The sequence below is a fragment of the Qipengyuania psychrotolerans genome (assembly GCF_019711355.1).
Lineage (GTDB): Bacteria > Pseudomonadota > Alphaproteobacteria > Sphingomonadales > Sphingomonadaceae > Qipengyuania > Qipengyuania psychrotolerans.
The window spans coordinates 2,264,604-2,284,006 of the sequence record NZ_CP081297.1; the positions used below are offsets into that span (position 1 = coordinate 2,264,604).

At 61.8% G+C, this 19,403-nt stretch carries 20 protein-coding genes and 1 tRNA gene; 7 read left to right on the forward strand and 14 right to left on the reverse strand.

The window, feature by feature from the left end:
* Positions 1-70 precede the first annotated feature (70 nt).
* Positions 71-157: transfer RNA gene (locus K3166_RS11060), tRNA-Leu, on the reverse strand.
* 174 nt (positions 158-331) lie between these two features.
* Here K3166_RS11060 and K3166_RS11065 point away from each other — a divergent pair.
* Entirely contained in the window at positions 332-1,282 is a 951-nt protein-coding gene (locus K3166_RS11065) for a complex I NDUFA9 subunit family protein (protein ID WP_221422276.1), read from the forward strand.
* A 1-nt stretch (position 1,283) separates the two neighbouring features.
* On the opposite strand, the gene K3166_RS11070 is transcribed toward K3166_RS11065, so the two are convergent.
* Positions 1,284-2,150 carry a dienelactone hydrolase family protein gene (locus K3166_RS11070; protein WP_221422277.1) on the reverse strand — a complete coding sequence of 289 codons (867 nt, stop codon included), beginning with the start codon at positions 2,148-2,150 and terminating at the stop codon, positions 1,284-1,286.
* A gap of 127 nt (positions 2,151-2,277) precedes the next feature.
* Between K3166_RS11070 and K3166_RS11075 the strand changes: the two genes are divergently transcribed.
* Positions 2,278-4,416: a PQQ-dependent dehydrogenase, methanol/ethanol family gene (locus K3166_RS11075; protein ID WP_221422278.1), complete on the forward strand. Its 2,139-nt coding sequence runs from the start codon at positions 2,278-2,280 to the stop codon at positions 4,414-4,416.
* On the opposite strand, the gene purU is transcribed toward K3166_RS11075, so the two are convergent.
* Both purU and K3166_RS11085 read right to left on the reverse strand, forming a co-directional pair.
* Entirely contained in the window at positions 4,417-5,271 is an 855-nt protein-coding gene (gene purU, locus K3166_RS11080) for a formyltetrahydrofolate deformylase (RefSeq protein WP_221422279.1), read from the reverse strand. It abuts the gene before it with no gap.
* An 83-nt stretch (positions 5,272-5,354) separates the two neighbouring features.
* Positions 5,355-6,371 carry an NAD(P)H-dependent flavin oxidoreductase gene (locus K3166_RS11085; RefSeq protein ID WP_221422280.1) on the reverse strand — a complete coding sequence of 339 codons (1,017 nt, stop codon included), beginning with the start codon at positions 6,369-6,371 and terminating at the stop codon, positions 5,355-5,357.
* A gap of 104 nt (positions 6,372-6,475) precedes the next feature.
* On the opposite strand from K3166_RS11085, the gene K3166_RS11090 reads away from it, so the two are divergent.
* Positions 6,476-8,290 carry an SLC13 family permease gene (locus K3166_RS11090; RefSeq protein WP_221422281.1) on the forward strand — a complete coding sequence of 605 codons (1,815 nt, stop codon included), beginning with the start codon at positions 6,476-6,478 and terminating at the stop codon, positions 8,288-8,290.
* Here K3166_RS11090 and purT read toward each other — a convergent pair.
* The 3 genes from purT to K3166_RS11105 form a co-directional block, all read right to left on the reverse strand.
* Positions 8,287-9,450 (reverse strand): formate-dependent phosphoribosylglycinamide formyltransferase, encoded by a 1,164-nt coding sequence (gene purT, locus K3166_RS11095; RefSeq protein WP_221422282.1) that lies wholly within the window; start codon positions 9,448-9,450, stop codon positions 8,287-8,289. The two genes, K3166_RS11090 and purT, sit on opposite strands and share 4 nt — an antisense overlap.
* A gap of 215 nt (positions 9,451-9,665) precedes the next feature.
* On the reverse strand, positions 9,666-9,812 hold the full coding sequence (locus K3166_RS11100; protein WP_221422283.1) for a hypothetical protein: 147 nt from the start codon (positions 9,810-9,812) through the stop codon (positions 9,666-9,668).
* Entirely contained in the window at positions 9,790-11,070 is a 1,281-nt protein-coding gene (locus K3166_RS11105) for an aspartate kinase (protein ID WP_425594563.1), read from the reverse strand. The genes K3166_RS11100 and K3166_RS11105 overlap by 23 nt, the downstream gene beginning before the upstream one ends.
* 53 nt (positions 11,071-11,123) lie before the next feature.
* Here K3166_RS11105 and ubiG point away from each other — a divergent pair, with 53 nt between their 5' ends.
* Entirely contained in the window at positions 11,124-11,885 is a 762-nt protein-coding gene (gene ubiG / locus K3166_RS11110) for a bifunctional 2-polyprenyl-6-hydroxyphenol methylase/3-demethylubiquinol 3-O-methyltransferase UbiG (RefSeq protein WP_221422284.1), read from the forward strand.
* On the opposite strand, the gene K3166_RS11115 is transcribed toward ubiG, so the two are convergent.
* Positions 11,882-12,373 carry a nucleoside deaminase gene (locus K3166_RS11115; RefSeq protein ID WP_221422285.1) on the reverse strand — a complete coding sequence of 164 codons (492 nt, stop codon included), beginning with the start codon at positions 12,371-12,373 and terminating at the stop codon, positions 11,882-11,884. The genes ubiG and K3166_RS11115 overlap by 4 nt on opposite strands.
* 197 nt (positions 12,374-12,570) lie before the next feature.
* On the opposite strand from K3166_RS11115, the gene K3166_RS11120 reads away from it, so the two are divergent.
* A complete protein-coding gene (locus tag K3166_RS11120; RefSeq protein ID WP_221422286.1) occupies positions 12,571-12,738 on the forward strand; it encodes a hypothetical protein in 168 nt (55 codons plus the stop codon).
* Here K3166_RS11120 and K3166_RS11125 read toward each other — a convergent pair.
* From K3166_RS11125 to K3166_RS11135, 3 genes are all read right to left on the reverse strand, one after another.
* Positions 12,732-13,079, reverse strand: a complete 348-nt coding sequence (locus tag K3166_RS11125; RefSeq protein ID WP_221422287.1) for an ArsC family reductase — start codon at positions 13,077-13,079, stop codon at positions 12,732-12,734. The two genes, K3166_RS11120 and K3166_RS11125, sit on opposite strands and share 7 nt — an antisense overlap.
* Before the next feature lie 9 nt (positions 13,080-13,088).
* A complete protein-coding gene (ruvC, locus tag K3166_RS11130; protein WP_221422288.1) occupies positions 13,089-13,562 on the reverse strand; it encodes a crossover junction endodeoxyribonuclease RuvC in 474 nt (157 codons plus the stop codon).
* 93 nt (positions 13,563-13,655) lie between these two features.
* Complete coding sequence (locus K3166_RS11135; protein WP_221422289.1) at positions 13,656-14,399, reverse strand: YebC/PmpR family DNA-binding transcriptional regulator; 744 nt, start codon at positions 14,397-14,399, stop codon at positions 13,656-13,658.
* A 241-nt stretch (positions 14,400-14,640) separates the two neighbouring features.
* Between K3166_RS11135 and K3166_RS11140 the strand changes: the two genes are divergently transcribed.
* Positions 14,641-15,351, forward strand: a complete 711-nt coding sequence (locus K3166_RS11140; RefSeq protein WP_247714625.1) for a DUF4136 domain-containing protein — start codon at positions 14,641-14,643, stop codon at positions 15,349-15,351.
* 76 nt (positions 15,352-15,427) lie between these two features.
* On the opposite strand, the gene K3166_RS11145 is transcribed toward K3166_RS11140, so the two are convergent.
* Positions 15,428-16,444: a winged helix-turn-helix domain-containing protein gene (locus tag K3166_RS11145; RefSeq protein ID WP_221422290.1), complete on the reverse strand. Its 1,017-nt coding sequence runs from the start codon at positions 16,442-16,444 to the stop codon at positions 15,428-15,430.
* A 125-nt stretch (positions 16,445-16,569) separates the two neighbouring features.
* Between K3166_RS11145 and K3166_RS11150 the strand changes: the two genes are divergently transcribed.
* Positions 16,570-17,100, forward strand: a complete 531-nt coding sequence (locus tag K3166_RS11150) for a hypothetical protein (protein ID WP_221422291.1) — start codon at positions 16,570-16,572, stop codon at positions 17,098-17,100.
* A gap of 9 nt (positions 17,101-17,109) precedes the next feature.
* Here the strand turns inward: K3166_RS11150 and dut are convergent, their stop codons facing one another.
* Together dut and K3166_RS11160 are read right to left on the reverse strand one after the other, a co-directional pair.
* Positions 17,110-17,571, reverse strand: coding sequence for a dUTP diphosphatase (dut, locus tag K3166_RS11155; RefSeq protein WP_221422292.1), 462 nt, complete (start codon positions 17,569-17,571; stop codon positions 17,110-17,112).
* Positions 17,564-19,354: a bifunctional phosphopantothenoylcysteine decarboxylase/phosphopantothenate synthase gene (locus tag K3166_RS11160; protein WP_247714796.1), complete on the reverse strand. Its 1,791-nt coding sequence runs from the start codon at positions 19,352-19,354 to the stop codon at positions 17,564-17,566. Before K3166_RS11160 ends, dut begins: the two co-directional genes overlap by 8 nt.
* Positions 19,355-19,403 lie beyond the last annotated feature (49 nt).

Consider the following 19,403-nt stretch of genomic DNA (forward strand, 5'->3'; position numbering starts at 1 on the left):
GTTTTTTGCTGGTTTCCCAAGGGCCTGGAGGTCCGCTTGGGACCTCCCGGGAAGCCGTGAGACAAAGTGTTGGTGCCCAGAAGAGGACTCGAACCTCCACACCCTCGCGGATACATGCACCTGAAGCATGCGCGTCTACCAATTCCGCCATCTGGGCACACTTTGCAGCTTTGCGGTCATCTTGGTCCGCTCTGCAGGTAGGAGCGGGCCCCTAGCGAAGGGGGACGATTCTTGTCAACTGCAATCGGCGTGCCGGAACGCTTGCAGGGGCGCGCTGGTTATGGCTAGGGGCGCAGGCATATCCCAAGACCTAGGAAGACAGGCAATCTCGATGGCGAAGAACAGCAGTTTGAACGGCAAGCTCGTGGTCCTCATGGGCGGCAGTGGATTCATCGGGAATTATGTTGCCCAGGCGCTGCTCGATCGCGGTGCCCGGCTACGCATTGCGAGCCGCAACCCGGAAAAGGCGTTCAAGCTCAAACCGCTCGCCAACCTTGGCCAGATGCAGTTTGCGCGCTGCGATGCCACCGATCGCCGCAGTGTGGAGCGCTGCATCGAAGGCGCGGATGCGGTCGTCAATCTCGTCGGCTCGTTTGAAGGAAATCTGCGAACGCTGATGGGCGAGGCCCCCGGCTGGATGGCCGAGGCGGCGCAGAAAACTGGCGCCAAGTCGTTCGTTCACGTCAGCGCGATTGCAGCCGAGCCGGACGAAGATACCTCCAACGACTATGCTGCGGCGAAGTGCCTGGGCGAGAAGCGGGTGCTCAAGGCGTTTCCCAAGGCCACGATCCTGCGTCCGTCGATTCTGTTCGGCAAGGACGACAATTTCCTCAACATGTTTGCCAAGCTGATTTCGGCACTGCCGGTGCTGCCCGTATTCGGGCCGGAATCCAAACTGCAGGTCGTATATGTCGATGATGTGGCCGAAGCAGTGGCCCGCACGCTCGAGGATCCGGACAAATACGGCGGCAAGACGTTCGAACTGGGCGGACCGGAGCAGCTGACCATGCTGGAAATCAACCAGCGTATCGCGGACGCTCAGCGCCGTAAGCGCACGTTCCTGCCTGTGCCGAATCCCATTTCAGCGACTTTCGCCGCAATGCCTGGCACGCCGATGAGCAGCGACCAATGGGACTTGCTGGCACAGGGCAATGTTGTGTCAGGCGACTTGCCAGGCTTCGAGAAGCTCGGGATCGACCCCAAGCCGCTCGGCCTGTTTCTCGACAAATGGATGACCAGCTACCGCAAGCATGGCCGGTTCGCCGAACGGCTTAGCGCCTGAGCTAGAGAGCCTCGCGGTAAAGAGCCAGCAGACGCGCCCAAGCGCGTTCAGCCTGTGGTTCATCATAGGCTGGCGAATCCGGCACACACCAGCCGTGATCGGCTGGGTAGACCTCGATCTCAACAGTCGTACCAGACGTGTCTGCCGCGCTGCGCAAAGCCGTCTTCGCCTCGGGAGCCTTGGCGTCGTCGTCCTGCGAGATCGCAATCAGGTAATGGGCGTCTTCGCGTAGCAGCCGGTGGGGGCTGCCCTCGCCGTCACGGACCAATCCGCCGCCGTGGAAGCTGGCGCCTGCGTGAATATGTTCGTCGGCACTGGGCGCGATCACCGCGAAGCTGCCGGTCATGCAATAGCCTTGCGTGCCGATGCCCCTGTCGGAATCGACCTCCGCCTGCTTCATCAACCAGCCAGCGCACGCGCTCGCATCGGTGGAAATGGTCTTGGCATCGAATTTGGAACGCCACGGGGTAACTTTGCCCCAACCTCCGTTTCCGGCAAAATCGGCGAAATCCTCGAACTGCTGGCCTGCTACGTCGCGGTAATAGGGATTGGCGAGAAGTACGGCATAGCCTGCCATGGCAAGGCGCTCTGCCATCTGGCGCTTGGCAGGACGAATTCCGGCGATATCGGGCCACAGGATGACGCCAGGATGACTGCCGCTGGCCGGGTGGAAAAACTCGCCGTCCATCGTCCCGTCCGAAGTCGCGAAAGTCACATTACGGTGCTGAACACCGCCTGCCGCCTGCTCGCTCGCACCGGTTTCGACCGACGTGCAGGCAGCTGCGGCACCGGCCATGGCTCCGACGCCAAAGGTTCGGCGGTTGATTGTCCGGCGTGCCCACTGGGCCACTTGGCGCTCATCACACATCTGCGTTTCTCCTCAATCCCGTCCATGCCCACCCTAACGATGCCAGCGCAATGGACAAGTGACCGGTTCGGCGGCAGTGTCATTCCGGGTCGAGCGACTCTCAAGAGTCGCCGAGAGGGAGAGACTGATGGTGAAGCAAGGCCTGGCAGCGATCGCTGCCGTGTTACTGGCGAGTTGTGGATCGGGCGAGCCCGAGGGCGGTATCGATGCGATGCGCCTGGTCAATGCAGACCAGGACAGCGCCAACTGGATAAGCCACGGCCGCACCTATTCGGAACAGCGTTATTCGCCGCTAGATCAGGTCAACAGGGACACGGTTTCGGACCTCGGCCTCGCCTGGTTCACCGATCTGGATACCGCGCGCGGACAGGAAGCGACGCCGCTGGTCATGGACGGCAAGCTTTACGTCACGACCGCCTGGAGCAAGGTTTACGCTTTCGATGCCGCCACCGGCGAGCCTTTGTGGAGCTATGACCCCGAAGTGCCTGGAGAGACCGGCGTAAAGGTCTGCTGCGATGTGGTGAACCGCGGCCTTGCCACCTGGGGGGACAAGCTGTTCCTCGGCACGCTGGATGGCCGGCTGGTCGCGCTCGACCGTGATACGGGCACGGTCGTGTGGGAGAAAGTCACAGTCGACCAGACCAAGAGCTATTCCATCACGGGCGCACCGCGCGTCGTGAATGGCAAGGTCCTGATCGGCAATGGCGGCGCCGAATTTGGCGTGCGCGGATATATCGCTGCCTACGACGCAGAAGACGGGGACGAGGTATGGCGCTTCTATACCGTCCCCGGCGACGAAGGCGATGATGCGCCCGAATACCTCCAGAAGGCGGCAGAGACCTGGACACAGGGAACCGGCGAGATCGGCGGCGGCGGCACCGTGTGGGATTCCATGGCCTATGATCCGGAACTCGACCTGCTGTATTTCGGCGTCGGAAACGGTTCGCCCTGGAACCGCGCCTATCGCAGCCCGGGGGCCGACGGGAAAGGTGAAGGCGACAACCTCTACCTTTCAAGCATCGTCGCGATCCGGCCCGATACCGGTGAATATGTCTGGCATTACCAGACCACGCCCGGCGAAACCTGGGACTATACCGCGACCCAGCACATCATTCTGGCCGATATGGAAATCGATGGCCGCCAGCGTCAGGTCCTGATGCAGGCACCCAAGAACGGGTTTTTCTATGTCCTCGACCGTGCCACCGGCGAGTTCATCAGCGGCAAACCGTATATCCCGTTGAACTGGGCGACGGGCATCGACGAGAACGGTCGGCCCATTCAGAATCCCGAGACGCGGATCGACCGGACTGGCAAACCCGCCCTGGTGATGCCTGGCCCTCTTGGCGGCCATAATTGGCATCCGATGGCCTATCATCCGGGCGAAAACCTCGTCTACATCCCGGCCTTCGAGGCGGCCATGCTCTATGCGCCGGAGGAAAACTGGAAGCCGGACATGGCTCGCGGGTTCAATGTCGGCTTCGACCTGGGCGCAGGCGATCTGCCCCCAGACCAAGGCATCAGACGCGAAGTGCAAGGCACGATCAAGGGGAGGCTGGTTGCATGGGATCCGGTTGCGCAAAAACCGCGCTGGACTGTCGAGCACCCCGGACCCTGGAATGGCGGGGTACTGGCGACCGGCGGAGGGCTGGTTTTCCAAGGCAATTCGGGCAGCGAATTCGCAGCCTACAACGCGGCCACCGGTGATAAGCTATGGAGCTTTGCTGCACAGACCGGCGTCGTCGCACCTCCGATGACCTATACGGTAAATGGCGAACAATATGTGGCCGTGCTGGCCGGCTGGGGCGGTGCTTTCGCCTTGTCCGTCGATGGAGAGCTGATCGACAATATGCGCCCTGTCCGCAACATCAGCCGATTGCTGGTGTTCAAGTTGGGCGCGCAGGAGCAGTTGCCCGCCGAACCGGACTTCGCGCTTGCTCCACTTGATCCCCCGCCTTCGCGGGCCAGTTCTGCCACCATCGAGCAAGGCCGTGCCAAGTATGCGCGTTATTGCGCGGTCTGCCATGCCCCGGCGGCCGTAGGATCGACCGAATTGCCGGACCTACGACGCTCCGGCGCGCTCGATAATGGCGAGGCATGGTCTCAGATTGTCCACGGCGGGGTTCTCAAGGACAACGGCATGGCCAGCTTTGCCAAGTCTTTGTCAAAGGACGAAATCGAGGCAATCCGCCAATACGTCATCAAGCGGGCCAATGAGGATAAGGGCATGGAGGTTGAACGCGCCAAGAAGCGCATCGCAGCGCCCTGATCAGCTCCTGAATACGACCGTGCGCATACCGTTGAGGAGAACCCGTTCTTCGAGGTGCAGGCGCACTGCTTCGGCCAGGACGCGGCTTTCTATTTCGCGACCCTTGCGAACGAGCTCGTCGGGATTGTCCGCGTGACTGATCGGTTCCGCAGCCTGGTGGATGATCGGGCCTTCGTCGAGGTCGGCAGTGACAAAGTGAGCGCTGGCCCCGATCATCTTGACGCCCCTCGCATGGGCCTGATGATACGGTTTTGCCCCTTTGAACCCGGGCAGGAACGAGTGGTGGATATTGATGCACCGCCCGGCAAAATGGGCTGCCTGCCGGTCGGATAGTATCTGCATATAGCGGGCCAGCACGACCAGTTCGGCGCCGGTATCCTCGGCGATCTGGCGGACTTGCGCTTCCTGTTCGTCCTTGGTGTCACGGGTGATCGGCAGGTGATGAAACGGGATTTCGCCCAGCGCCGTGTGCTCGATCGCGCTCTGCGGGTGGTTCGAGACGATCGCCACCGGATCCATGGCAAGTTCGCCAATGCGCCAGCGATAGAGCAGGTCAGCCAGGCAATGGTCGAACTTGCTGACCATGATCAGCGCCCGCCGCGGCCGGTCCCGCAGCGTGAGCTTCCAGTCCATCGCATATTCGCGTGCGATCTCCGCAAATTCGGTACGGATCGTTTCGCGTGCCGCTTCCCCGGGGTCGAACTCGACGCGCATGAAGAAGGCGTTCGACGACTGGTCGTTGAACTGCTGCGCTTCGAGGATATTGCCGCCGCGCTCGAACAGGTAGGACGACACGCGTGCGGTGATCCCCGGCCGATCGGCACAGGAAAGGGTCAGGACGAGAGGTTCGGACATGGCCGCCGTAATGCGCCGGTCATCCGGCAGCGCGCAAGGATTATGCGATTGAGACCCCTATAGCGGCGCTTTAAGTCTGCCGCTTATCGCCGGGAAAGTGCTTCCTCGCTCTGCGTCATCAGCTTTTCGATGATAACGGCGACTGGCTCTTCTTCCTTGAGCATCCCGACCGACTGGCCTGCCATCAGGCTGCCGTTTTCGACGTCGCCATCGATTACCGCACGGCGCAGGGCGCCTGCCCAGTAATGTTCGATCTGGAGCTGCGCTTCGTTCATCTCGATTTCTTCGCGGTCGAGGGTGCCGGCGACTTCGCGCTGCTTGGCGGTGAATTCCTCGGTGCCCTTGTTTTTCAGCGCACGGACCGGAATGACCGGAAGGCGGGCATCGACCTGGACGCTGGCCACGGCATCGCGCGCATTGGCGCGGAAGAAGGCCTTCTTGAAGTTTTCATGGGCGATGCTCTCCTGCGCGCAGGCGAACCGTGTGCCAAGCTGGACGCCTGCCGCACCCATTTCCAGATAGCCGGCAATCGCCTGGCCGCGCCCGATGCCTCCGGCCACGAAGATGATATGGTCGTCGGCCAGTTCGGGCAGCATTTCCTGCGCCAATACGCTGGTGGAAACAGGCCCGATATGACCGCCCGCCTCCATGCCTTCGATGACCAGCGCGTCCGCGCCCGAGCGAAGGAGCTTCTTTGCCAGCGCCAGCGTCGGCGCGAAGCAGATGACCTTGGCGGGATTGTCGCCGCCCTTGATAGCTTCGACACTGCCCTTCGGCGGGATGCCGCCAGCAAGGACTACATGCGTCACACCGGCCTTGTCGCAAACCTCAATCAGATCGAACAGCTGCGGGTGCATGGTGATCAGGTTCACGCCGAATGGCTTGTCTGTCAGCTTCTGCGTTTCGGCAATCTCGGTTTCGAGCAGTTCGGGCGTCATCGCGCCGCAGGCGATCACGCCGAACCCGCCCGCGTTCGAGATAGCGGACACGAGGCTGCGTTCCGACACCCAGCTCATGGCGCCGCACATGATGGCGTAACGTGATCCGAGGAATTCTGCGCCGCGCTGCATCAGGCGGTCGGTCTTTGGATAGGTAGTCATATGCAGGGCGCTTAGGCTGCGGCTGCCGCAACGGCAAGCGGCACTGCCATCAGCCAAAGGCGAATTTGCTTTGCAGGGCGGAGTTTTCGGATAGCTGATGGCAAATGCCTGCGCTGCTACCCGAATCGCTTGTAGCCTATCACCCGCAGATCGGGTTGGCGTTGCTCCTTTTCCTGTTCGCCGGCTTCATGATGGAACGTATTGCCCCGGTGGTGCTGGCGACGCTTGGCGGACTTGGGATGTATCTGCTCGGGTTCCTGTCGACCGACGAACTGCTGGGCGTTTTCTCCAATCCCGCCCCGATCACCATCGCCGCGATGTTCGTGCTGTCGGGTGCCTTGCTGCGCACCGGTACACTGGAGGAAATCTCTGGCTGGATCATCCGCCGCACCCGGCACAAGCCCCGCCTCGCGGTAGCCGAAATCGCACTCGGCACGATGGCCGCCTCCGCTTTCATGAACAACACACCGGTCGTGCTGGTCATGATCCCGATTGTGAAGCGGCTGGCCAAGGCGCTGGGTGTGGCAGCCACGCGCCTGCTCATCCCGCTTTCCTATCTCACGATCCTGGGCGGCACACTGACGCTGATCGGGACTTCGACCAACCTGCTGGTCGATGGTGTCGCGCAAGAAAAGGGTCTCGCTCCTTTTGGTATGTTCGAGATTACGGGCGTTGGCCTAGCGGCGGCCGGGGCGGGCATGCTCTTCCTCGCCTTGTTCGGGCCGAAGCTGCTGCCCGACCGGCCGCCCCGGGCGCTGGACAAGGAAGACACCGAAAGCGATTCCTATCTGTCGCACCTTACAGTGATGCAGAAGAGCCCGCTGATCGGCCAGCGCCTTGGCACGATAGCGCTATCGCGGCGGCCCGGCGTGCGGATCATCGGCGTCAAACGCGGAGCGGCCATCGCTCGCGGCCAGGTCGAAAAGCACATCCTGGCAGCTGGAGACCAGCTGGTCGTAGGGGCGAGCCCCGCCGAGCTTGCCTCGCTCGCCGAAGCCTTCGACTTCCGCACCGGGCTGACCGGCGTCGGCGGCGGCGTCGCGACTGCGGGACCGGATCGTCCACGCGATCTTGCGCTGGTCGAGGCGGTGGTCTCCTCCTCACACCCGATCATCGGGCGGCGGCTGGCCGACATCCCGATGCTGTCGAAGCTCAAGGTGCGCGTCTTGGGCCTCTCACGCCCTCGCCACCTCGCTGGACCGGAGCTGGCCGAGGTGCGCGTGAGAGCGGGCGACCGCCTGCTGATCGCAGCAGGGAACGACGCAGCACAGGCGCTCAATAGCAATGCCGGGCTCGGTACCGTGAGCCACGCCCCCACGCGCGCCTTTCGCCGCCACCGCGCGCCGCTTGCCATCGGCAGTCTTGTGGGTGTGGTGGTGCTGGCCGCACTCTTCAGCCTGCCGATTCAGGCGCTTGCCCTGCTGGGCGCGGGCTTCGTGCTGCTCACCCGCTGCCTCGAGCCGGAAGAGGCGTGGAGCGCGATCGACGGCAACACACTGGTACTGATCTTCGGCATGCTGGCCTTCGGGATCGGGCTGGAGAACGCCGGGACAGTTGAGCTTATCGTCGGCTGGGCAGAGCCCTTTTTCGCCGCCGCCTCGCCGCTGGTCGTCCTGATCGCGGTTTACGGCCTCACCAGCCTCCTGACCGAAAGTGTCACCAACAACGCGGTTGCCGTTATCCTCACGCCCATCGCCATTGGCCTGGCAGAGGCAACCGGCGCCGACCCACGCGAGCTGGTAGTGGCGGTTATGTTCGGCGCGAGCGCCAGCTTCGCCACCCCGATAGGCTATCAGACAAACACGCTTGTATACGGCGCGGCGAATTACCGCTTTGCAGACTTCCTGAAAATCGGCTTGCCCATGAACATCGTGGTGGGCATCGCCTCGTGTTTAGCGATCGACCGTTTCTTCGGCTAATCGCCGTAGTTGATCCGCACCTTGGCCGCTGCATCACGCGCCTTGCGGCGGGCTTCGTCGGTGTCGCCAGCGGTCGCCAGCGCGACACCCATGCGCCGATAGGGGCGGCTGGTCGGCTTGGCGAAAATACGCAAGTCCGTGCCGCTTTCGGCGAGAGCGTCGGCAAGACCGTCATACGAAAGATCGTCGCTGTCCTGTTCCGCCAGGATCACCGCGCTCGCCGAAGGCCGGGCCCGCATTTGCGGGGGAACCGGCAAGCCCATCACGGCCCGCGCATGAAGGTCGAATTCCGTCAGGTTCTGGCTGACCAGCGTAACCATGCCGGTATCGTGCGGGCGCGGTGACAGTTCCGAGAAGATAACCTCTTCCCCCTTCACGAAGAATTCCACGCCGAACAGCCCATACCCGCCCAGATCATCCACGACCTTGCGCGCCATGTCCTGCGCCTTGGCGATGGCCGCGTCCGTCATCGGCGTGGGCTGCCAGCTTTCCTGATAGTCGCCGCGTTCCTGCCGGTGTCCGATCGGCGGGCAGAAGGTGACCCCGCCCTTGTGGCGCACGGTGAGCAAGGTGATCTCGTAGTCGAAATCGACGAATTGTTCGACAATCACCCGGCTACGGTCGCCGCGCATATTGGCGCAGGCATAATCCCATGCCTCTTCCAGCCTGGCTTCCTCGCGCACCGTGCTCTGCCCCTTGCCCGATGAGGACATCACCGGCTTGATCACGCAGGGGAAACCGGTGTGCGCGGCAGCCGCGCGGACCTCTTCCAGGTTTTTGGCATAACGGTATTTCGACGTCACCAGACCCAGGTCATGCGCAGCCAGATCGCGGATCGCATCGCGGTTCATCGTCAGCTGCGCAGCGCGGGCAGACGGCACCACCGTAAAGCCTTCGTCCTCCAGTTCTGCGAGGACAGATGTTCGGATCGCCTCGATTTCCGGCACGATGAAATCGGGCCGATGCCGCTCAACCGCGCCGCGAAGCTTTGCGCCGTCGAGCATGGAAAACACCTCGCGCGCATCCGCAACCTGCATGGCAGGTGCCCCGTCATAAGCGTCGCAGGCCACGACATAAGCCCCCAGACGCTTCGCCGAGATGGCAAATTCGCGGCCCAGTTCGCCCGAGCCGAGAAGTAGGATTTTGGCGGTGTGACTCATTACTTCCTCTTGCGCTTTCGATTGCCCCACTGCTGCCGTATCGTGCGGCGCGTCGTGGCTGTCCTACCACCACTCAACCGTGGCGCCCTTGTCTTCTTTTCCTTTGCGAATGCCCTCTCCACCCGGACAAGCACGGCAAACAGGATACCGAGCCCGAATAACCCGAGCGCTGTCGGAAAGAAATATTCGACGACCCTGTCCCACGCGATGATTACCTATCTTCCGGTCAGGCCCCAGAAAAAGAAGACCGTGAGCAGACCAAGCGCAAAACGAAAAGCGTAGAGCCAGCAATCGATTGCGAAATCGCTCCATGCGTCGAGTGCCTGTTCAAGTTTGAACCTAAGCAGCCTCATCCGCTGCATCGAGCCCGTAAGCGGTATGCAGCACGCGCACCGCAAGCTCAGTCTCGTCCTCGTCGATCATCACGCTGACCTTGATTTCGGAAGTCGTGATGGCCTGGATGTTGATCCCCCGATCGGCGAGCGATTGGAACATGGTTGCCGCAACGCCGGCATGGCTTTTCATGCCCACGCCGACGACGCTGATCTTGGCGATCTTGCTGTCGGTAATCAGGCGGTTGTATCCAATGTCGTCCCGCTTGTCTTCCAGCAGCGCCTGCGCGCGCGCCAGATCGGCTTGCGGCACCGTAAAGGTCACGTCGGTCTCGCCCTTGTCGCGGCCCACGTTCTGAATGATCATATCGACGTTGATGCTCGCCCTGGCCAGCGGTTCGAAGATATGGGCGACTGCGCCGGGTTTGTCGGGCACGCGGGTCAAGATCACCTTGGCTTCGTTCTTGTCGTGCGCGATTCCGGTTACGTGTTGACGTTCCACTTCGCCATTCTCCACCAGTTCGTTCATTTCTTCTTCCGACACGATCATCGTACCCGGAAGGTCATCTGCAGGGACTGCATCGTCGCCGACAAAGCTGGAGAGGACCTGCACACGCACGCCCTCCTTCATTGCCAGTCCGACGGATCTCGTCTGAAGTACCTTGGCGCCGACGCTGGCAAGTTCCAGCATCTCTTCATATGTCACCGCCTTCAGCTTACGCGCCTTGGCAACGATGCGGGGGTCGGTCGTGTAGACGCCGTCCACATCGGTATAAATATCGCAGCGATCAGCGCCTATTGCTGCAGCAATCGCCACGGCACTCGTATCGGAGCCCCCGCGGCCCATCGTGGTGATGCGGCCCTCGTCGGAAACGCCCTGAAAGCCGGGAATGACGGCGATCTCGCCGCTTTCCATGGAAGCAATCAAGGCCTCGCCATCAATGCTCTCGACGCGGGCCTTGGCATGGCTCTCCACCGTCCGGAGCGGAAGCTGCCAGCCGAGCCAGCTGCGCGCCTTCGCGCCCAGCGATTGCAGCGTGAGCGCGAGCAAGCCGCTGGTCACCTGCTCGCCGCTGGCAACGACTACATCGTATTCTGCTGGATCGTAGAGCGCGTTTGCTTCGCGGCAGAAATTGACCAGCCGGTCGGTCTCGCCCGCCATGGCGCTGACGACGACAGCCACCTGGTTGCCGCCCGCCGCCTGTTTGCGCACGAGATTGGCCACGCGCCGGATGCGCTCCGTCCCCGCCATGGAGGTGCCACCGAATTTCATCACGATACGGGCCAAACGAAAGGGTCTCCGTGCTGGAATGCTTGGTCTTTGGCTGCTAGCCACCCAGCATGAGCGATGCAACAACCGACAAGCCAAGCAATACTTCAGGCGGCCAAACGATCCGGCCCGAAGAAGCCGCCCATTTCGGCAAGCTGGCCAAGGAGTGGTGGGATCCCAAGGGTTCGTCAGCCATGTTGCACAAGCTCAACCCCGTTCGTCTCGCCTTCCTGCGCGATGCGATAGACGTCCACTGGGCGGGCGACGTGCGCAATGCGCGCCCGCTTGCCGGAAAGAGCGCGCTCGATGTCGGCTGCGGCGCCGGACTTCTCGCCGAACCGCTCGCCCGCATGGGTGCGCAAGTCACCGGCGTGGATGCTGCGCCCGAAAACGTGGCGGCGGCAAGTGTCCATGCAGAAGGCGTAGGCCTCGATATCCGCTATATCGCCGGCGAAATCGGGGCGCAGGACCTCGGCAAGTTCGATCTCGTCACTTCAATGGAAGTGATCGAGCACGTCGCGGATAAGCGGCGCTTCCTTAGCGAACTTGCTGTGCGGCTTGCCGATGACGGGTTGATGGTGCTGTCCACGCCCAACCGGACACCGCAATCGCGCTTGCTGATGATCGGCGCGGCCGAGGGCGTGGGGCTGATCCCCAAGGGGACGCATCACTGGGACGACTTCATCACGCCTGAAGAGCTGGGCGAACTGCTGGGCAGCATCGGTCTGGAAATGGGCGAGCCGAGCGGGATCGCGTTTTCACCGATGAAGGGCCTGCACCTTTCGGGCGATCTTTCCCTCAACTACATCGTGACGGCGCGCCGCGCGGACTAATCATTGGCCTGATCGTCTTCCGGCACTTCATCCCACGGCCTGAAATAGAGCTGCGCACACTCGTTGACCAAAACGCCGCCGACCAGCTCCAGATCGTCCTTGTAGGCATCGGCCACGAAATCGAGGGTCGAGAGATGACGGTCCTCGAAATACATTTCATGGACGTCCTTGCGCCCGGCACCGTAGACGATCCGGCTGACACCTGCCCAAATGCTGGCGAAGGTGCACATCCCGCATGGCTGGAGCGTTGAGTAGAGCGTCGCCCCCTCGATCCGCATCTCTCCGAAAGCCTTGCCGCCAGCTCGCAAGGTGACGATTTCAGCATGAGCAGTAGCATCGCAGCATTCCTGCGTATGGTTCACTCCGCGGGCGATTTCCCGTCCATCAAGCACCAGGACGGCCGCTATCGGAGTGTTGGCAGGATCGCTGCCTTTTTCCTGAACGGCATAATCGCGCGCGATCCGCATCCAATCGTCGTCGGTCTTCATCCGCATACTCCAATGCCGACCGCACAATCGCGGGACTCTCGATCAAAACCCAGGCCGTCGCGCCGAGTTCCAGCAATCCGGCCAGCGATCCAACGGCGGCGGAGTGCACGTTGCGGCCCGGACGCGGGCCATGACCCGGGTCGGAAACCACATTTTTTAACGCGATCTTGAGGTTATCTCAGTAGAATCGCGTAATCATGATCAAAAAACTCATCTTGTTTGCCGCAATCGGGATCGGCCTGCTGTACGGATCCGGCAGTGATCTTGGTTCGATCAAGCGGCAAATCACCAGTGCCTCGAACGATAATGCCCGGTCGATCACCCAGGGTGACGACAAAGGCTGGGGCAACAAAAGCGGCTATTGAAGCGCCGCTGCCCAATCGCTTTCCGAAAATCCGATTTGAATTCCGCTGGCATGCTCCAGCACGGGCCGTTTGATCATGCTGGGATGCTCGGCCATCAATGCGATGGCCTTTGCCCGGTCAATGTCTGACTTCTGATCGTCGCTCAGCTTGCGAAACGTGGTTCCGCGCTTGTTGAGCAGCGCTTCCCACCCGGCCTCATCCGACCAGGCGCCAAGCTTTGCCGGGTCAGCACCCACCTTCTTGTAATCATGGAAACTGTATTCAATGCCGTTGGCATCCAGCCACTTGCGCGCCTTCTTCACGGTGTCGCAATTGGGAATGCCGTACATCTGCAAGCTCATGTCAGTTCCTTAGATTCTCGGGGAGATATGCGCGTCGGCAATTGCCACTGCCAGGGCATCTGCCGCGTCGGCCCCGGCAAGGCTCACACCCGGCAAGAGCACTTTCAGCATGGCCTGCACCTGGGCTTTATCGGCCGCGCCGGTTCCTACCACCGCTTTCTTCACCAGCCGCGCCGAGTGTTCATTGACCGGCAGTCCGGCGGTTCCGCATGCCGCGAGGACTGCGCCGCGCGCCTGCGCCAGCTTCAGCGTAGATTGCGGGTTCTTGTTAACGAAGACTTCTTCCGCCGCTGCCCGTTCGGGCTGATGCTCGGCGATTACAGCGACGATCCCTTGGTAGAGCTGCGCCAGCCGGTCGGCGTGGGCCGCGCGCGGCGAAGTGGCGATCTGTCCATTGGCAATGTGGGTGATGCGCGAGCCCTGTGTGCGCACGATCCCCCATCCCGTGCACGATAGCGAGGGATCCAGCCCCAGTATCAGCACGAGCTTACAGCCCGATCATCCAGCCCAGCCGCCATGCCATGGCAAGCAGGAACGCGGCTCCCAGCATCAGTGCAAGAAGCCATTCCCGCAGCTTCAATCAAGCTTGGCCATGACTTCGTCGGAAATCTCGTAATTGCCCCACACGGTCTGTACGTCATCGTCATCGTCGAGCGTATCGATCAGCTTGAGCAGGGTGGACGCACCCTTCTCATCCATATCGACCGTAAGGTTGGGCTTCCATGCGAGCTTGACGTTTTCAGCTTCGCCCAAGGACTTTTCAAGATCGGTTGCGACCTGGTGCAGGTCATCAGCAGCGGTCCAGATGGTATGACCATCATCAGTGCTTTCGATATCTTCCGCACCGGCTTCCATGGCGGCTTCCAGAACCTTTTCCTCGTCGCCCACGCTGGCCGGATATTCGATCAGGCCAAGCCGTTCGAATCCGTGCTGGACCGAACCTTCCGTACCCAGATTGCCGCCGTTCTTGGAAAAAGCGGTGCGCACGGCTGTAGCGGTGCGGTTCCGATTGTCTGTGAGCGCCTCGACGATGATCGCGCTGCCGCCGGGGCCATAGCCTTCGTAGCGCACTTCTTCGTAATTCTCGCCATCGGTGGCCGATGCCTTGTCGATTGCACGCTGGATATTGTCCTTCGGCATGGACTGGGCCTTGGCCGCGTTGACAGCCAGACGCAGGCGCGGGTTCATGTCCGGATCGGGCATGCCCATCTTGGCCGCCACGGTGATTTCGCGGCTGAGCTTTGAGAACAGGTTCGAGCGCTTTTTGTCCTGCGCGCCCTTGCGGTGCATGATATTCTTGAATTTGGAATGGCCGGCCATGGCGGGTGTCTGCCTTACTCGAAAATGTTAGCTATCGCCGCGTCCCTTAGCGCCTGTAGGGCGGAGCAGACAACCCTTCGGAATTCATACATCAAATGTGAATCTGCCCATTCAAAGCCAGTTCAGGGCCAATGGCTTAGAAGTCATGACAGTTAGAGGCGGATTGTCTTGGGGAAAGGCAGGCTGCACCACAATGCACAAATGGTGTACGCTCATCGCCAAGACGCGAAAGGACTATGCTATGACTACCCTTCAAAAGGGTTTGGGGCGCAAACTCAAGCTGGCCTCCGTTCCCATGATTATCGCAGGCCTTGCTGCCTGTGCGACGCCCGGCTTCAAGGCCGACGTGACGCGTTTCGAAACGCAGCTTCCCGCACCTGCTGGCGAAAGCTTTGCGGTAGTGGCCGATGATCCGGCGCTTGCGGGCGGCCTCGAGTTCTCACTCTATGCCGATCAGGTCGAAGCGCAGATGGAGCGTCTTGGTTATGTCCAGGCTGCGTCTCCCGATGATGCAACGCTGCTGGTCCGTTTCGACTACGGTGTCGACAAGGGCCGTGAGCGGGTGCGCTCAACCGGTTTCTATGACCCGTTCTATTCACCGTGGGATCGTTATCGCGGCTTCCACCGGTCGCGGTATTACCGTTCATCGCTGCGCTATCGCACCCGGTTCGGCAGCAGTTGGGGTTACGGTTTCTACGACCCGTGGTTCGGCGGCCCTGAAGTGCGCAGCTACACAGTCTACACCAGCGGCGTCGATATGAAGATCGACCGCGCGGCCACCGGCGAACGTCTGTTCGAAGGCAAGGCCCAGGCGCTTTCCACTTCGGACCGCCTGCAATATCTTGTGCCGAACCTGGTCGAAGCCATGTTCACCGATTTCCCGGGCAATTCGGGCGAGACGGTGCGCATTTCGATCAAGCCGGAAGAAAAGACTGTCCGCCGCGTAGACTGACCCGGCAGGACGAACACTTCCTCGCAATGAGGATCACCATTGAGGGCGGCCATGGATCGGGCCGCCCTTTTTGTATTCAAGCTTTGCGCCAGCGCAGATAGGCGAGACCTATCGAAGCGGCGAATACGCTGCCCTCCAGCATCGCGGTGGCGAAACGCGCGGTATCGCCGAACCCGCTCTCGCCAAAAGCGCGGCCCAGATTTGCGATTTCGAGATGCGACTGCGGAAATTGCGCTTCGAGCACGGCCAGCGTCGAGCCAAGGAACCATCCGCCGCCAAGAGTGGTCAGTCCGGCAAGTGTTCCCCCAGCCGCGGCCGCCCCGCTCAACGCTATACGCGGTGTCCGGGCGAAACGCTCGGCCATGAGGACGGCGGCGCCTGCCGACAGCCCCAGCGCCATGCCTTCGAACATGCCGGTGACCCGTCCCGGAAAAGTACCGGTGATCGCTTCCAGACCTGAGCTGGCAAGCGCAGAGCCCAGAGCGCCGACGACCAATCCGCCAAGGGCGCCGCCAGCCAGGATCGCCGGGGACTTTGCCCCTCTCCATAAAGAGGCCAGCCCCATTCCCGCCCCGATACCTGAAGCACCCAGCACGCTCAGCGACACACAGAGCAGCACGAGCGTAGCCAGCCCTGCCGCTCCACCGTCAGTGCCCAATAGCCCGTAGAAAGATCCGCCGATCAATCCCGCGCCGAGCCCGCCTATTGTCGTGGCTCCGACAATCCTTCCGGCATGCGCCTGTATAGCACGCTGCGGGCTTGGTTCATTGCCGTGCGATACGGGGGCTACGAACTGGTAGCCGTGCTTGGGCACCGTCTCGATATAGCGCGGCGCGGCTGCCTCGTCACCCAATGCGCGGCGCAATGTTCTGATACACTGCGTGAGCGCCTCGTCGGTGACGGGGATGCCCTTCCAAACTTCGGCCATGAAGCGGTCCTTGGATACCAGGTCCCCCTGATGGCTGGCGAGCAGGCACAAGGCATCGAAATAGCGGCTGCCCAGATCGATCGGCTCACCCGACCGGTCGAGGCGGCGGTTCGCAAGGTCAATCGTGAACTCGCCAAAGTTCAGAAAGCGATGAATGTCTGCCATCCGCCAACGGCTAGAGCATGATGCGCCCATGATGAAGGGTTTCAGCAATTGCTCACGAATTGCTCATGACCTGATGCGGCCAATGAAGCACCTGATCGCCAACGCAATTCAAGGAGCATCACTGCATGACTGAAACAACCGATAGTGATCGCAGGTGGCTGAACGGTTGGCGCCTCGCCGGTTGGTGTGCCGCCGCGGCATTGCTGTCCCTGCCCGCAATCGCGATGCAGTTTAGCGGGGATGTCGCCTGGACCATTGGCGATTTCCTCTTCGCGGCCATTATGCTGGCGGCGCTTGGCGGCGGCATCGAGCTGGCTGTTCGCGTGGGGCGCGGTACGGCTCATAAAGCCGGACTGATCATCGCGGCTCTCGCTGGCTTCGCCACTGTCTGGGTGAACGCGGCCGTCGGCATCATCGGCGATGGACCGATCAATGCAGTTTTCACGATCATGGTTTTCGCCGCGCTGTTGGCCAGTCTCGCGTTTCGGCTGCGCGCACGCGCCGTGAGCGTGATCGCCGCAGCCATGATCGGCGGAATTCTCGTCGCCGGGACGGTGGCGGAGTTTACGTCCCGGTCCGACTGGGGGCCAGTATTGTTCGTCGCCGGCCTATGGGTGCTTCCTGCGCTCCTGCTATATCGCGCAGGCAGGGACTGAGGGGTGCGTTCAGACCAGCTTCGCGTGGCCGCCGGTAGAGCCGAAGCCGCCGTCGCCGCGAGTGGTTTCGTCTAGCTCATCGACTTCGGACCACGCGGCCTGAACCACGGGCGCCAGAACCAATTGCGCAATCCGGTCGCCGCGTTCGATGGCAAAGCTCTCGTCGCCGTGATTGATCAGGATAATCTTGAGTTCACCGCGGTAATCGCTGTCGATCGTGCCGGGCGTGTTAGGCACGGTAATGCCATGCTTGAGCGCAAGCCCCGAGCGCGGACGGACCTGGATCTCGAAGCCGGGAGGTATGGCGAGCGCCAGTCCGGTAGCCACAGCATGGCGCTGTCCGGGTTTCAGGGAAAGCTGTTCCGCCGAAAGGACATCCATTCCGGCAGACCCGGTGGTGGCGTATCTGGGAAGGTCGAGGCCGTGCCCGTGGGGCAACCGCTTTACCTGTACGCCGACCGGATCAATCATGCATGTCTTCCTCTACAGGCTCCGCCAGGGCTTCCGCGGCGCGGCGGACCAGTTCGCGGGCGACGTCTTCCTTGGCCATTTCAGGCAGGCTTTCGACGCCCTTCTGGGTGACCACATGAACCTGGTTCAGATCGCCGCCCATCACACTCGCGCCCACTTCACCGGCAACATTGTTGGCGATGATCCAGTCGACGCCCTTGCGCTTGCGCTTGGTCTTGGCGTTTTCGACCACGTTCTCTGTTTCGGCGGCAAAGCCGATAAGCAGGTGCGGACGTTTGCGTCCGGCTGCAACGGCAGCCAGAATATCGGGATTTTCCGCGAGGATAAGCGCGGGCGGCGCTGAACCGCGTTTCTTCATCTTTTCGCCGGCCACGTGCTTGCTTTTCCAGTCGGATACAGCCGCGACCATGAAGGCGGCGTCAGCAGGCAGCGCGTTGCGCACTTCCTCGGCCATATCGTCGGCGGTTTCGACATCGATGCGGTCGACACCGTGGGGTGTCGGCAAATGAACCGGCCCGGAAACGAGCGTTACGCGCGCACCGGCAGCGGCGGCCATTGCGGCGATAGCGAAGCCCTGCTTTCCGCTGGAGCGGTTAGCGATGTAGCGGACCGGGTCGATCGGTTCACGCGTCGGGCCTGCGGTGACCAGCACGTGCTTGCCATAGAGCGGGCGATGTTCGGGATCGGGATCGAATTCGGCCTGACCCGCAAGCGGGGAATCTTCGAATGCGACTTCCTGCGTTTGAACGTCTTCCTCGACCGGTTGAGGCTTGGCGCGCTTGTCCTTGCGGGCGACCGTGTGGTTGAGCGCCTCGGGATCGATCGGCGGAGCGGAAGCCGCGCCGCCCTTTTTCGCCAGCAGCGGCCCTCCCAGATCGGGATTGATTTCGGTGTTTTCGACAAGCGCCGCTGCGTCGAGCATTTCGGGCTCGGGCAGGTCTTCGAAATCTTCGAATTCCTCTTCGATTTCCTCGTGCGAACGCTTGGCAGTGGAGCGCGGAATAATCATCGACAGCAGGCCGCCGAGGCCTCCGCCACTTTTCACCACCTCTTCTTCGTCTTCCGGTTCGAGCGCTTCGAGAGCGATGTCTTCCGCTTCCTCGTCCGCAGTTTCTTCGTCTGCGGTCTCGGGAGTTGGCGGTGCGAGCTGCGGCGCTGGCGGGGCCAATTCAGGCAGGTCGATTTCTATGTCGAGTTCGGCAGCAATGGCCTGAACGATTGCGGCAGGATCGGGCAGGCGGCCGGGGCCGAATTCGCCGCAAGCCATCGGGCCTTCGTCCGGGTCCATGACCTTCACGCCTGCCTGGCGCAGCCAGTCGGCATTGCGCTGCGTGGCGGAATGCTCCCACATTTTCACGTTCATCGCCGGAACCGTCAGCACCGGCTTGTCAGTAGCAAGGATCAGGGTGGTGGCGAGATCATCGGCAATGCCGGCAGCCATCTTGGCCAGCAGGTCCGCCGTTGCCGGACACACGACCACGAGGTCGGCATCGCGCGAAAGCTGGATATGGCCCATCTCGACTTCGTCCTTGAGGTCGAAGAGCGAGGTGTAGACTTTCTTGCCCGACAGCGCGGCAAGCGACATCGGCGTCACGAACTGCTGGCCGCCTTCGGTCAGCACGCACGTCACCTCGCCGCCTGCCTTGCGGATCAGGCGTACGAGTTCGCACGACTTGTAGGCCGCGATACCGCCGCCAATTACAAGCAGGATTCTCGGTCCGCTCACTTTGTGCGCTCCGTCAAATTGGTCCTGCGCGTCGTCCGCGCTGATCGGCTGGTGCATTCCCATTGCGTCATCGTTGCGCTTGCTAGCGCCCCCTGTCCGTCATTGC